This is a genomic window from Filimonas zeae (assembly GCF_014641615.1).
Taxonomy (GTDB): domain Bacteria; phylum Bacteroidota; class Bacteroidia; order Chitinophagales; family Chitinophagaceae; genus Filimonas; species Filimonas zeae.
This window is the reverse complement of sequence record NZ_BMIB01000002.1, coordinates 526,412-539,041: the sequence shown is the minus strand read 5'-3', so window position 1 is coordinate 539,041 and position 12,630 is coordinate 526,412. Positions and strand designations below refer to the sequence as shown.

Genomic DNA, 12,630 nt, shown 5'->3' with positions numbered 1-12,630 from the left:
GGACAATGACATTATTCAATAAACATACATTTTCTGCACTGCGTTCGGGCGTACTGTGTGTAGCGCTGGGAGCGTGTTTGGCTTCCTGTGAAAAATATGTAGATGTAGATAAAGCGCCAAACATGCTGGATAACAGCAGTGTGTTTCTGGCGGATGGTACGGCTACCGGCGCGGTAATGGGTATCTATTCTTATTACAATACCACTGGTGCGCTGCAGTATTTTACTTTTGCAGGCGAACTGGAGTCGGGCGAAATGGAATACCAGCTGGCAGCTTCCACGCCTGAAATAAATGAGTTTCAGCAATCGGCCGTGCTGCCAACCAGTGGTACGCTCAATACGAATTTGTGGATGTATCCATACATGTCTATCCGGTCGGCCAACCTGGCATTGGAAGGGCTTACGGCTTCTACCACACTTACACCTGCGCTGCGCACCCAACTGCTGGGTGAAGCGCGCTTTTTACGGGCTTTCTTCTATTTTCATCTGGTAAACTATTTCGGGCCGGTGCCGCTGGTATTAAGTTCTGACCAGAACGCTACCGCTACCTTGCCACGTTCTTCTGTAGATTCGGTATACAACCAGATCATTGCCGATCTGAAAGAAGCCGAAAGCCTGCTGCCAGGTGTATACACCGGTAACTTTCGTACACGTGTAAACAAGTACGCAGCTACAGCCTTGCTGGCAAGAGCCTATTTGTATAAAGGCGAGTATGCCAATGCAGAAGCAGCTGCTACCCGTGTAATTGGTGCTACAGACGTTACCTATAACCTGCCTGAGCTTACCGGCGCTTTTGTTAACAGCAGCAATGAAATAATTCTGCAGATTGGTACTTTATTCGGCAGCTCGTTTATGGGCACCAACTACCGTACTACGGCGGCTTCTGGTATACCCAACTATTACCTTACCAAAGCAGCGGTAAGTGTATTTGAAACCGGTGATAACCGCCGTGCGGTATGGGTAGACAGTGTGGTAAACAACACTATACTTTACCGCCGTATTAATAAATATAAAGTAGCTACTGCCACGGCAGCCAGTGGCGGTAATGAGTACAATATTATGTTACGCCTGGCAGAGCAGTACCTGATACGTGCAGAAGCCCGTGCTAAACAGCAAAACATAGATGGTGCACAAAATGATTTGAATGCGGTACGCAACCGTGCAGGGCTGGGTAATACCCCTGCAGCTACAGAGGGAGATCTGGTGGCAGCAGTGCTGAAAGAGCGCCAGACAGAACTGTTTGGTGAAACCGGCCACCGTTGGTTTGATCTGAAGCGTACCGGTAATGCCAATACGGTAGTAGGCGCGCTGAAACCAGCCACCTGGAAAGCTACTGCTGTGTTGCTGCCGATACCTTTTACAGAACTATTGAAAAATACAAACCTGAAACAAAATGATGGTTATAACCCATAACTGGAAAAAGGCTGCCTGCCTGTTATTGCTGGCAGCATGTTGTAAAGGATATGCGCAAAGCGGTGCTGTAACAGACACCGCTGTTGCTGCACGTGGTGAGGGGCTGAAAAAAGTATACGATACAGAAGACCCTATACAGAAAGAAGCCGCTTTTAAGCAATGGATCAGCCGCTTTGCACCGGAACGTTTTGGCAGCGACAGACTGGTGTATGACTATGGCCGCAATGCCGTAGCCAATGCTTTTGCGCAGGTTGACAGTGTTGCTAAAGCGCTATATTATACCGGCAGCCTGGAAACGCCATTCTGGCGTGCCGAAGGCTGGTCAGGGGTGGCATCTGTATTGTTACGCAAAGGCCATACGGCAGAAGCGGAAAAACTGTATAAGAAAGCGGTACAGCAATCGGGTGAATTTGTTGCTATACCTAACCCGGATAATAAAGCCCGTTTTGCAGCTGTAGGCTATCCCAACTATTGCGCTGCGGTAGCGGAGATTGCTTTTAAAGCAGGGCGTTACGATACAGCGCTGGCGTATCTGGAACCTGCTTACCGTTTAAAGCAAAGCGATAATATTACAGAGTTGTATGCCAACACACTGGCAGCACTGAATCGTAACAGCGAGGCCTTACTGCTGCTGGAAAAAATGGTGAAGCAGGGCCGTGCTTCTGCCAAAAACGAAGCGCAGCTGAAACAGCTGTATACATTAGTGCATGGCAACAAAGCTGACTTTGCTACCTACGTTGCTGCCCTGCACGACTCTATGGCAGTATATGTAAAAGAGAAAGCCCGTGCAGCTATGGTACACCGCCCGGCGCCGTTGTTTACCCTGAAAGACCTGAAGGGTAAAACCGTATCGCTGGATGCACTGAAAGGTAAAGTAGTGGTGCTGGATTTCTGGGCTACCTGGTGCGGCCCCTGTAAAAGATCGTTCCCGGCTATGCAGCTGGCAGTAAACAAATATCAGCAGGATACCACCGTTCGCTTTTTGTTTATAGATACCTGGGAGCGTACAACCGATGCGGTTGCTGCAACAGCAGTAAGTAGTTTTATACAATCCAACAATTACACCTTTCAGGTGTTGTTAGATGGTAAAGACGCGAAAACGAATACCAATAAAGCGGTAACCGACTACGGCGTGAAAATGATACCCGCCAAGTTTGTAATAGATGCGCAGGGCAATATCCGTTTTGAGCTGGCCGGTTTTGACGGTAGCAACGAGAGTGCGGTAGCGGAGTTGTCAGCTATGATAGAGCTGGCGAAACAAGCTTCATAATAACTTCCCCTTTGTGTCAGATAAACGGAGCCGGAGCATTTGTTCCGGCTCTTTTTATAAAAGAGTGCTGATGGATTTTCCGTCAGCAATGCCTTAACACTGTTTTTTGCGTTGGTATATAAATACAGCCGGTATATTTGTTAGCATATAACCCATAACCCTCATATGCCGAAAAAAAGCGGTTCTCCTGAAAATGCGTCCCGCCTCACCACTGTAGCCAGTATTTTATTCGCGATTATATTTACGGCATCAATATATTTTGTTGTTACGGGCATTCATTGGCTTTCTGATAAGTTTGGAGGAAAAACTGCTGCAAATGATATGATGCAGCATTATTATAAAGTGGCAGCAGTAGTAGCCGATAAGCGCGGCCGATATACACAATTGGGCTATGAAATACAGGGGCGGGGGTATAGTTACACCGTCAAAGGAGGGGCGAAACTGGAGATAGGAGAATGGTATGAAGCCCGCGTGAGTACGATGGATCCCAATTATGCGATTGTTTATTTTGCCCGGCCTGTAATAGATACACTCAGGTTTAAGTTTCTTGTTACACAACCCATTGATATAGACAAAGGTTTTTGGTCGAAGGACTGGTTGGCGTTTAGTTACCAGGTGAATGGTATTGAATACAAAAGGGAACAGAAATATGACAAGGGTAAGCGGCCTGAGAATGTAACTAGGTTAAAGGTAAAATACCGGGCAGACAGAGCTGAGATTGGATACCTGGTTGAAGAGTAGTTTTTGCAAAAAACTGAATGCTTATGCAATATTTTTTTTCATTTCTGTTATTGGTTTTTACATTATTCAAATCTTTTACACTTCAGGCACAGTATGCAGTTGTGCGGGATAAAGATGGGTATGTGAATGTGCGGGAAGACTCCGCAGGAGATGCCAGGATTGTAGATAGAATTAGCAACCAGTCGCTGGTATGTGTATGGTTAAACGAGGTGAATGACTGGTCAGATGTGAGTTACATGAAAAATGGAAAAGAATATTCCGGCTATATTCATGCTTCCAGACTGGTGGCGGTTGATTCTATTCCAGGTGTAAAACTGCTTAAAAAAACAAAGCATACCGGAACTACTGCCGTTTTTCAGCATGATTCTATAAAGGTAACCATAGCTGTAAAGCCGTTTGTGGCAAAGGAGCACAAGTTTACCTACAGCGATAAAGCACATACATCGATTGCAAAAATTGATGGTAAACCTTATAAAGGAAAAGATGGCGAAATGCCCGGTACTGAATTCAAAAGCATTGAGGTACAATGGGGTAAAATGCGTTCTGTCTTTCCCGCATCCTGGATAATGAATATGTGTGAAATACGGGCTTCGGCCGCTACCATATACGTAGATGAGAAAAAGCAGCGTATTTATCTGGAAATGAGTTCTTTCAGCGATGGGGCTGGCTGGTATACCGTTATGTGGTTGTGGGAGAAGGGAGAGGTAAAATCCCGGTTAACATGGACGCCTTAGTAATTATTCCTGTATGCATATCCATAGCAACTGCATGTATGGTGCATGGATACTCCATACACGGAGCATAGATACTGCATAGGGAGTACATTAGATATGTATGAAGCAGGGTATTTAGACGTTTATACGTATTGTTGCAGCCATTCTTTTGCTGCTGCATCCGATGTAAAGCTTTTCATGGGTATGGGAGAGGGCTTTAATGCAAACAACAACTTCATAATAAACTGGGCCAGCCCCGGCTGCGATACCATAGCCATAGCTTTATAAATAACAGGTAGTTGTGTGGTGGCAAACTGCCGGGTGGCTTTATCGGGTATGGGCGATTTACACAGGTAAATTAGCAAAGCTGCCGGTTGATTGCCGGTAATTGCTTTTACTACTGATACATTTTGGGTAATGTTGGCAACGGTGCGTTTAGGTGGTTTAGACAGCGATACGAGTATGCTACCTTCCCACCAATAGGTGGCTATTTCACTTTCGTATACCGGGCGGTCAGTGGGAATAGTCATAGGTAACAAATATAAAAGAACTATATGAAAAGAGGATGCACCGGTAACGGGCATCCTTTTTCTGTATGCTTGAGTGCGTTTAATTTCTGGTTACTTTCACCTGATAAAGTACGGATATAGAAGCGCTGCTTTTATCACTGTTTTCGTACAGTTTTAATTCCTGCGTGCCTTCATCCAGTAAGGTGCTTTCGCCCTTGTCCAGGGCCATTATTTTATTAAGGCGGCCGGTGGTAATCTGGTATTTGCCATCCAGTGGCTGGGCCAGTTTAAACTCCGGCTTCTGCAGCAGTTCCCAGTCTTTCAGTTCTGAAGTAAAAGTGAGTATGTAAGTTGCCAGGCGGTCGAGTGTAATGTTGTCGCCTGCCAAAACAGTTTTAAGATCGGCAGAGGTGGTGCCTGCTTTAATGGAGAGTGCACTGTTTTCAGGAATATCGGCCAGCCTTTTTCCATTTACAGAACATCTGCCAAATACATCTTCTTTATCATCGCCCGGTGCTTCCACTACCTTGTTGCATTTAATGCCTTTGTATATAACGGCTATGTCAAAATGCGGCTGAATACAGCTTTGTGCGTTGTAGTTGGCAGTAGAGCGTACGCCTACTACCGCATCGGCATTAACTTTTTCCAGAATATACTGTATAGGCACCTCGCCGGTAGCGGCGGATAAACTTGCGGCACGGGTATCTTCTATGTAAGATTTAATGGCTGCCGGATCGTGAAATATTTTATTTCCCAGTTCTGCACTACCGCCCTGTACAAAAGCATGAAAAGAATTGATCTGCTGCTCAAACCTGTTTCTGATTTCCGCATCTACCTGCAGGCCGGCAGATACACCCAGATCGCCGGTGGTGCTTACGCCCAAACGTTCGCGCACGGTGGTTTTTACGGTTTCCAGTGTTTCTGACGATTTAATAAGCATGGTTATTCTGCGCCCATAAACAACGCTTCGTACCATTACGGCGGTGGGGTGTTGTGCAGCGGCGCCGGGGGCGGTAAAGAAGAGTGAGCGGTCAATTTCTTTCACTGTATAATCATACATCGGTTGCTCGTAGGTAAGCAGATAGCTGTACACTCTGCGGGAGGATGTATCGCTTACACCTACAGAAATGCCCTGGGAAATTTCAACAGGTACGCCCAGTTCTTCCAGTGGAATCATTAAACCAACGGTAAGGTCAAAGTTGGCCTGTAGTTGGGTAAGGCTGTTAACTTCCACTGCATTCATTACCAGGTAAGCAGGTATCTGTGTGCCAAAGCTTTTGTTACGGAGTGCGGTATGCAGCTCGTTGGTGTAATTAGAGCCGAAGGTAGTGGCGGTAAAATTCTTAATGTTTTTACTATCGTTAATAGAAATGCCAATGTTCAGTGGTGCGCGGCCGGTAGCGCTGTAGGCGGAAGGGCGGTTGGTAAGCAGGCTTTGCGCTTCTATAAACGCACCGGGGTATACAGAGGCAGGCAGTGCTCTGGTATAACTGTTAAATACCCCCACGTTCAGGTAATCCATATTATAGTTCTGCGATTCGCAAACGCTGCTGCCGTTGCGCTGTGTGGTTACGGCCCCAACGGTTTGTACCGGTGTGGCGCGTGGCGTCATGTTTACCACTACTTCACTTTTACCCAGCGATCCGGTTTTGGTAGCGAGTGTTTGTCCGCCGCTGGTGCTTACTTTTTTAGAGGTTTCTGCCAGTCTTTCAAAGTAGGCATTAAATGCGGGCCTTTTTATCAGCTGAAAGCGGCTGATGCTTTTAGCCAGCGGTGCTTTCTGGGCATGTAACGGACTGTTTAACAGCATGGTGCTGCATAGGGTGAGTGCTACACCCAGGGTAATTTTGTTGTTCATACGTAATTGTTTGGAAATGGTGATTGATTATAGTTAAGAGTGAAATGCCAGAATTAACGCATCATGCAGGCGAGGGTAACAATAGGGGTGAAAGTGGTGAACTTCCATTGGTTATCGAACACGCAACGCATGCCGTAGTTGATGATAACGCTTTTGCTGATGCGCCAGTCGCCGCCAAAGCTGATAGTATTGGGGTGTACCACATCCCACTTAACACTGTTGCCCACCACTTCAAAGCCATCTGGTGTACCAAAGGCGTCAGACAAGGCTTCCAGTGGTGTTTTAAGGCCTTTGCGTTCATACAGAAACTCAGCAAAGAAGGTATATACAGATCCGCCATACCGCAGGTTAACGCCCATGCTGAACAGTGTGTTGGCGGCTACTGCTTTTTGCGTTTGTTCTTCGCCGGTGCTCAGGTTCCTGAGTTGAAAATCCAGTTCTTCTTCATAAAAGCTGGTACGGAAAAGGCCGGATAGCAACAGGCGTTTACCTAAGCCTATACTGCCGTTGAGCCAGCCTGCATAGCCGGTGTTCCGGTTAAGCCGCAGGGTATGTAACGCGCCTGCACTGTCTGTTTGATAAGCGTATACCCGGCCAAAAGCCACATCAAGCGAAGAGGCGTTCCAGTGTTCTTTTACAAACACAGCAGCACGTTCGTTAATTTCCTGGTTGCGGCGGGTATGCAGGGTGTTCAGCTGTTCTTCCACACTGCTTATCTGCGTACGCAGTGCGGGTTTGGCCATAATATCGGTAGTGGTATCCAGCTGTTCCTGTGTTTGTTTCAGGCTGGCGGTTAAAGACTCTTTTTCCAGCCGGTATTTTTCAGTCAGATCCTGATACAGCTCCCGGGCCATCAGCGGATCTTTTTCTTTAAACAGATTGGCTTTAATGGCAAAGCCAATACGGCGGTCGTTGTTTTCATCCTGTACCGAGCCTATAGATACATCTACTGCCGCCAGCCTGCGCATAAAACGCCCTGCCTGCTGATACTTACCCAGATCGCGCCGGTTATAAAAGGCCTCCCATATGGGTTGCGACTGTATAGCCAGGTTGGGGCTGAGCTTCCAGGATTTAAAAGACCAGTCTACTTTAAACTCTTTAATATCTGCCGTGCGGTTAATCTGCGATGGGGTAACACCCATTACATCAAATACCGGTGAGGCAGGAATAGCCAGCTCTTTGGGGGTAAAGCGGCTGTTGGTACTTTCTTCCTGCGCCATCAGCGCCGGAGCGGCCAGCCAGAGAACAGCCGTAGCAGGTATTGTTTTCAGAAGGTAGTGCATGTTGTTTCGCTTGATAGAACAAAGCTATTTTGCTATGCAGCCCTGTTCAATACCAATACACAGTGAAAATAGAAGGTAAAAAATACCTGAAAGCAGGTAGTTATGTATTGCCGCCCCGGAATTAGATTTATAAGACAAATGAAACCGATGCGCGTAAAACCCCTTATTGTTTGTATGTCAGCTTTACTATGCATGGGCGGAAGTGTTGCTACGCTGCACGTGCAGGCACAACAGTTAAATGAAGACAGTATACGACGGGTGATTGCCGGTACAGGTAGCGACTCTGTAAGGGTATTGGCGCTGCTTACCCTGGGCAACTATCAGCTGAAACATAAAATGCAGGATAGTATTGGGCTGCATACGCTGGAGGAAGGGCTTGGGTTGGCAGGCCGTATTCGCTTCAGGCAGGGGATTGCACAGGGGTTGATGATAAAAGGCAGCTACTATAATAGCAAACATCAGCTGGCGCAGAGTCTGGATGCTTATGATGAGATGATGCAGGTAGCAGAGGATATACCCAACGATAGCATCCGCAACCGCCTGCAGATGATGGCTTATAACAATGTAGGTGGTATTTATAATGACAATGGAGACTTTCGCAACTCGCTTATGTACCGGCTGAAGGCGCTTGCCCTTGTAGAAAAATACACGCCTGGCAACTACACTAATCTGGCCATTGTGTATCTGAATATAGCCAGCGACTACCGGCAACTGAAAATGCCGGCAAAGGCACTGGAATATCTGGATAAAACCACCGCCTTTTTTCCAAAGCTGAATGAACGGCTAAAAATGGAGTATTACTATGAATACTATCATAACTATCTGGCATCGGGTAAGGCGGTGGTGGCCAAAGCAATGCTGGGTACCATTGAAGAAGGCTTACGCACTTTCAATCTCTCAGATTTTCAGAAGAAAGATTATGCGCTGATGCTGGCTAAACTGAATGGCATTTTTCAGCTGGAGTACGACAGAAATTACCCCCGGGCTTTGCAGTATTATCAGCGTTATGAAGCCCTGGCTAGGGAGCTGAAGCTGAAAACGGAAATTACCGAAAGTTTGTATCGTATTGGTGAAACCCAACTGGCAGCAGGTAATATTCCGGCTGCAATTGCCAGCCTGCAGCAGTCGTACAATATGGCAGCTGCCAACGGATTTAAACATCAGCTGATGAAGGCAGAGCTGCTACTGGCTGATGCGCATAAGAAAAACGGTAATGCTACAGAGGCAAACAACCTGCTGGAAAAGGCCATGGCACAGCGTGCAGAAATATATAATGAGCATGCTGTAAAGGAACTGGCATTTGCCGAGGCACAATACCAGAGCGAAAAGAAAAAGGCTGAAATAGCCGCTTTAACCCTGGCCAATACAGAAAAGGCTTTGAAGATTGCCAGGAGAGACCGCCTGCTGCTGGCGGGAAGCCTTATAACAGGGTTGCTGCTATTGGTGGTGGCCTGGTTTTATAACAGCAACAACAGAAGAAGAAAAGACGCAGAGCGCGCTGAAAAAGAGCAGCAGAAGCAAATTGTTTTTCTGGAACGGCAGCAACAGGTAGTGTCTCTTCAATCTATGATTAATGGACAGGAAACGGAACGTACACGTATTGCCAAAGATTTGCATGATGGATTGGGCGGTCTTTTTTCTACTATTAAAATGCATCTAAGCACCTTGCAGCATGAGGTGCAGGACTTACGTAGCTATCCGCTGTTTACCCGTAGCTATGAACTGGTGAATGATGCTTCTGATGAGGTGAGGCGCATTGCACATAATATGATGCCCGAGGTGCTGATACGTATTGGATTGGTGCCTGCGGTGCGCGAATTGTGTAACAGTATTAATGCCGGAAAACTTTTGCAGGTGAAGCTGCAGGATTATGGTATGGAGGAGCGTTTACAGGCTGCTACTGAAATTATGTTATACCGTATTATTCAGGAATTGCTGAATAATATTATGAAACATTCCCAGGCCACCGAAGCGGTTATTCAGTTTAACCGGGAAAACAATCAGTTAAGTATTACGGTGGAGGATAATGGATGTGGCTTTAATGTGGATGCGGATAGCGGTTCCGGCCGGGCAGGATTGGAATCGGTTAAAAGCAGGGTGAACTATCTGAACGGTTCTTTGTCAATTGACTCGCAGCAACAGATTGGCACTACTGTAATGATGGTGTTCCTGATAAATCACTAGCGAAAGAGCGCGGGTTGTTTATTATCTTGTTGTAATTATGATACCGATACCCATACTGATTATTGACGATCACCCGCTGGTGGCAGGTGGAATTGCTATGATGCTGCGGGACGTAACCTGGCTACAGGTGGCATGTGCCTGCACCAATGCAGCCGATGCGCTTAATTTTTTGAATGATAATACGGTAGACATTATATTACTGGATATAAGCCTTCCGGATACAGACGGGCTTACGTTATGTGCACAGATACGGAGGATGCATAAAGCGGTAAAAATTATAGGGCTTACTTCTATTAACGAAGCAGGTATAATTTCGCAGTTTCTTGCCCATGGCGGTAATGGGTATTTGCTGAAGGATATGGGGCGGGAAGAACTGCTGGAAGCCATTGATGCTGTGATGGATAATAAGGTGTTTTTGAGTAAGGGGGCCAATCAGAAGCTGCTGGAGCAGTTTTGCAGTACGGGTGATGCCCTGAAAAATGCGCCGGTACTTACCCGCCGCGAAAAGGAAATTCTGTTGTTGCTGCATGAAGGACTTAACGGGCCGCAGATTGCAGAAAAACTTTTTTTAAGCAGCTATACTATAGAAACACACCGTAAAAATCTGATGCAGAAACTGAATGTAAGCAGTACGCAACTATTGCTGAAAAAAGCGAAAGAATGCAGAATGATCTGATACTTAATGGAGCGTAAAGGAATGCATGGTTTTTAAAAACGCATTCCGCTGTTCGCCCCACTGAGGTATATTACAATGAATGGTTATTACCAGTAATTCCTCTTGTTGCCGGAAGGCTTTTACCACCCATTGCGCGTTGGCGCGTTTGTATTCCTGATAATATTCTGTATGGGTACTTTTAGGCATAATGAGAAAGTTGACCGCATCGGGCGGCAAGCCTTGTATTTCTGCCAGTAGCGCAGGTGTGGCATTTTCCGGAACGGTAATGTTTTCGTACCGCACAATACTTAGGGTACCGTAGTTTTCGGTAGGGTAGATGCTTACTATACTGTTTTCTTCCACACATTCCCAGTTGGGTGGATAGCTGATATGAAAGCCTTTGCCTTTATACAGTTTGTCTTTGGCTTTTTGTATAAAGGCAGGCAGAATAAGTAAGCTGATAAAAATAAAAAGAAGTAAAAGGTTCTGGTTCAGGTGTAACTGTTTAGCAGGTTATTAATCTTGTATTTCAATCCACACAGGTCCATGATCGCTTGTTTTTTCCCAGCCGCGTACAAAGCGGTCTACTTCTGCTTTCTGTAGCCTCGGTGCCAGTTGCGGACTCAGCAGAAAATGGTCAATACGTAAACCCGCATTACGGCCATACGCATCCCGGAAATAATCCCAGAAGGTATACACCGTTTCATCCGGGTGCAGTTTGCGTATGGCATCTGTCCAGCCCTGTGCTATCAGGTTATGATAAGCCTTGCGTGTTTCCGGGCGGAATAAGGCATCTTCTGTCCAGCGCTCGGGCTTGTATACATCTTTCTCTGTAGGTATGGCGTTGTAATCCCCGGCCAGCACCACCGGTACGCCTTCATTCAGCAGCTGCTGTGCATGCTGGCTGAACCTTTTAAACCAACCCAGCTTGTAATCGAACTTAGGGCCCGGAGCCGGGTTGCCATTGGGCAGATATAAACAACCTACCACAATATCTTTAATACGGGCCTCTATATAACGGCTTTGCAAATCTTCCGGATCATCGGGTAACACACGGCAGCGTTCTTCTATCTCTTCCGTACGCGATAAAATGGCCACGCCATTCCAGCTTTTCTGTCCGTGCCAGATGGCTTTATATCCCGCATCGCGGATAGCCTGCTCCGGAAACTTCTCCTGCGGCGCTTTCAGTTCCTGCAAACAAACCACATCCGGCTGTGTTTCTTCCAGCCAGCGCAAAAGCACCGGTAAGCGGGCGGTAATACCATTCACGTTATAGGTGGCTATCCTCATACTACACAACGGATTTTGGGCCAATATAGCTATAAATGGGCAAAGTGGTGTTGCTTAACGTACACGGCGGCTTTCAAGCAATTCTGCGTAAGTGTGGTTGATAGCGGTGTTAATTTTCCGGATGGTTAAAGAGCATCCATATTGTATGTAGATGTTATCAATAATTATGTTGTCATCCGGCTGTAGCCGCTCCAATGCGAGTAATGTTTCCCTATTATAAAGATTTCCAGGTTGTGGAAACACAAGTGGTGGTTTTCCTTTCCGGAGAATAGTTATGGTGAATTTTACCACTTTAAAGGGAATACCCTCCAGCGGGAAATTTTCCAGATCGGCCCGTAGGGCAAATTCGTTTGCCATAATTGTGGGGTTAGGCAAAGGGCGGATGCTAAACCTGAATACACAGGAGTCTGCGGACTTTTGCCTGGAGCGTAGAATTACGGTGCCGGATGTGTCTGAGGTATTACAGATAGTCCATATGTACCTGTTGCCTGAAGCGGTGGATATGTTACCTGTACTAACAGTGGCGATGTATGAACTGGCGGGTTTATTTGCAATGGAAATTTTGAATTCATTGTTAGCACCTATATATACAACACGACTGGCAGGGCTGTCTATGATAATCTGCGCGTACAGTTTTGTGGAAAATAGCGTGCAGATAAGTAGTAGGGAGGCGCTTTTATTCAAGGGCATTGCTTTACTCTAATATAGGGCATTT

General features: G+C 46.4%; 12 protein-coding genes and 1 pseudogene. 7 read left to right on the top strand and 6 right to left on the bottom strand.

All coding sequences use genetic code 11. From position 1 onward, the window contains the following. Positions 1-5: 5 nt before the first annotated feature. The 5 genes and pseudogenes from IEY13_RS30430 to IEY13_RS09035 form a co-directional block, all read left to right on the top strand. Positions 6-686, top strand: a pseudogene (locus IEY13_RS30430) (RagB/SusD family nutrient uptake outer membrane protein); the annotation flags it as partial. Positions 687-851: 165 nt separating this feature from the next. Then, a complete protein-coding gene (locus tag IEY13_RS30425; RefSeq protein ID WP_373286925.1) occupies positions 852-1,412 on the top strand; it encodes a RagB/SusD family nutrient uptake outer membrane protein in 561 nt (186 codons plus the stop codon). Further along, positions 1,393-2,682, top strand: coding sequence for a redoxin domain-containing protein (locus IEY13_RS09045; protein WP_188951656.1), 1,290 nt, complete (start codon positions 1,393-1,395; stop codon positions 2,680-2,682). The genes IEY13_RS30425 and IEY13_RS09045 overlap by 20 nt, the downstream gene beginning before the upstream one ends. Before the next feature lie 321 nt (positions 2,683-3,003). Further along, the gene (locus IEY13_RS09040; RefSeq protein WP_188951655.1) at positions 3,004-3,423 is read left to right on the top strand and encodes a hypothetical protein; all 420 of its coding nucleotides are present in this window, start codon (positions 3,004-3,006) and stop codon (positions 3,421-3,423) included. A gap of 23 nt (positions 3,424-3,446) precedes the next feature. Beyond that, positions 3,447-4,157: a hypothetical protein gene (locus IEY13_RS09035; protein ID WP_188951654.1), complete on the top strand. Its 711-nt coding sequence runs from the start codon at positions 3,447-3,449 to the stop codon at positions 4,155-4,157. A 122-nt stretch (positions 4,158-4,279) separates the two neighbouring features. Here the strand turns inward: IEY13_RS09035 and IEY13_RS09030 are convergent, their stop codons facing one another. The 3 genes from IEY13_RS09030 to IEY13_RS09020 form a co-directional block, all read right to left on the bottom strand. Next, complete coding sequence (locus IEY13_RS09030; protein ID WP_188951653.1) at positions 4,280-4,666, bottom strand: DUF7793 family protein; 387 nt, start codon at positions 4,664-4,666, stop codon at positions 4,280-4,282. Between the two features lie 79 nt (positions 4,667-4,745). Then, positions 4,746-6,503 (bottom strand): thiol-activated cytolysin family protein, encoded by a 1,758-nt coding sequence (locus IEY13_RS09025; protein WP_188951652.1) that lies wholly within the window; start codon positions 6,501-6,503, stop codon positions 4,746-4,748. A 53-nt stretch (positions 6,504-6,556) separates the two neighbouring features. Beyond that, a complete protein-coding gene (locus IEY13_RS09020; protein WP_188951651.1) occupies positions 6,557-7,786 on the bottom strand; it encodes a hypothetical protein in 1,230 nt (409 codons plus the stop codon). Between the two features lie 174 nt (positions 7,787-7,960). Between IEY13_RS09020 and IEY13_RS09015 the strand changes: the two genes are divergently transcribed. Continuing rightward, a complete protein-coding gene (locus IEY13_RS09015) occupies positions 7,961-9,970 on the top strand; it encodes a tetratricopeptide repeat-containing sensor histidine kinase (protein WP_188951650.1) in 2,010 nt (669 codons plus the stop codon). A gap of 37 nt (positions 9,971-10,007) precedes the next feature. Beyond that, a complete protein-coding gene (locus tag IEY13_RS09010; protein ID WP_188951649.1) occupies positions 10,008-10,646 on the top strand; it encodes a response regulator in 639 nt (212 codons plus the stop codon). 3 nt (positions 10,647-10,649) lie between these two features. Here the strand turns inward: IEY13_RS09010 and IEY13_RS09005 are convergent, their stop codons facing one another. From IEY13_RS09005 to IEY13_RS30120, 3 genes are all read right to left on the bottom strand, one after another. After that, on the bottom strand, positions 10,650-10,988 hold the full coding sequence (locus tag IEY13_RS09005; RefSeq protein WP_188951648.1) for a hypothetical protein: 339 nt from the start codon (positions 10,986-10,988) through the stop codon (positions 10,650-10,652). Positions 10,989-11,141: 153 nt separating this feature from the next. Beyond that, on the bottom strand, positions 11,142-11,915 hold the full coding sequence (xth, locus tag IEY13_RS09000; RefSeq protein ID WP_188951647.1) for an exodeoxyribonuclease III: 774 nt from the start codon (positions 11,913-11,915) through the stop codon (positions 11,142-11,144). Between the two features lie 54 nt (positions 11,916-11,969). Beyond that, complete coding sequence (locus tag IEY13_RS30120) at positions 11,970-12,272, bottom strand: GldM family protein (RefSeq protein WP_229687800.1); 303 nt, start codon at positions 12,270-12,272, stop codon at positions 11,970-11,972. Between the last annotated feature and the right edge of the window lie 358 nt (positions 12,273-12,630).

Excerpts from the sequence above, each read along its gene's own strand:
- IEY13_RS30425 (WP_373286925.1), top strand. The coding sequence starts at position 852 with ATGGGCACCAACTACCGTACTACGGCGGCTTCTGGTATACCCAACTAT.
- IEY13_RS09045 (WP_188951656.1), top strand. The coding sequence starts at position 1,393 with ATGATGGTTATAACCCATAACTGGAAAAAGGCTGCCTGCCTGTTATTG.
- IEY13_RS09040 (WP_188951655.1), top strand. The coding sequence starts at position 3,004 with ATGATGCAGCATTATTATAAAGTGGCAGCAGTAGTAGCCGATAAGCGC.
- IEY13_RS09035 (WP_188951654.1), top strand. The coding sequence starts at position 3,447 with ATGCAATATTTTTTTTCATTTCTGTTATTGGTTTTTACATTATTCAAA.
- IEY13_RS09030 (WP_188951653.1), bottom strand. The coding sequence starts at position 4,666 with ATGACTATTCCCACTGACCGCCCGGTATACGAAAGTGAAATAGCCACC.
- IEY13_RS09025 (WP_188951652.1), bottom strand. The coding sequence starts at position 6,503 with ATGAACAACAAAATTACCCTGGGTGTAGCACTCACCCTATGCAGCACC.
- IEY13_RS09020 (WP_188951651.1), bottom strand. The coding sequence starts at position 7,786 with ATGCACTACCTTCTGAAAACAATACCTGCTACGGCTGTTCTCTGGCTG.
- IEY13_RS09015 (WP_188951650.1), top strand. The coding sequence starts at position 7,961 with ATGTCAGCTTTACTATGCATGGGCGGAAGTGTTGCTACGCTGCACGTG.
- IEY13_RS09010 (WP_188951649.1), top strand. The coding sequence starts at position 10,008 with ATGATACCGATACCCATACTGATTATTGACGATCACCCGCTGGTGGCA.
- xth (WP_188951647.1), bottom strand. The coding sequence starts at position 11,915 with ATGAGGATAGCCACCTATAACGTGAATGGTATTACCGCCCGCTTACCG.
- IEY13_RS30120 (WP_229687800.1), bottom strand. The coding sequence starts at position 12,272 with ATGGCAAACGAATTTGCCCTACGGGCCGATCTGGAAAATTTCCCGCTG.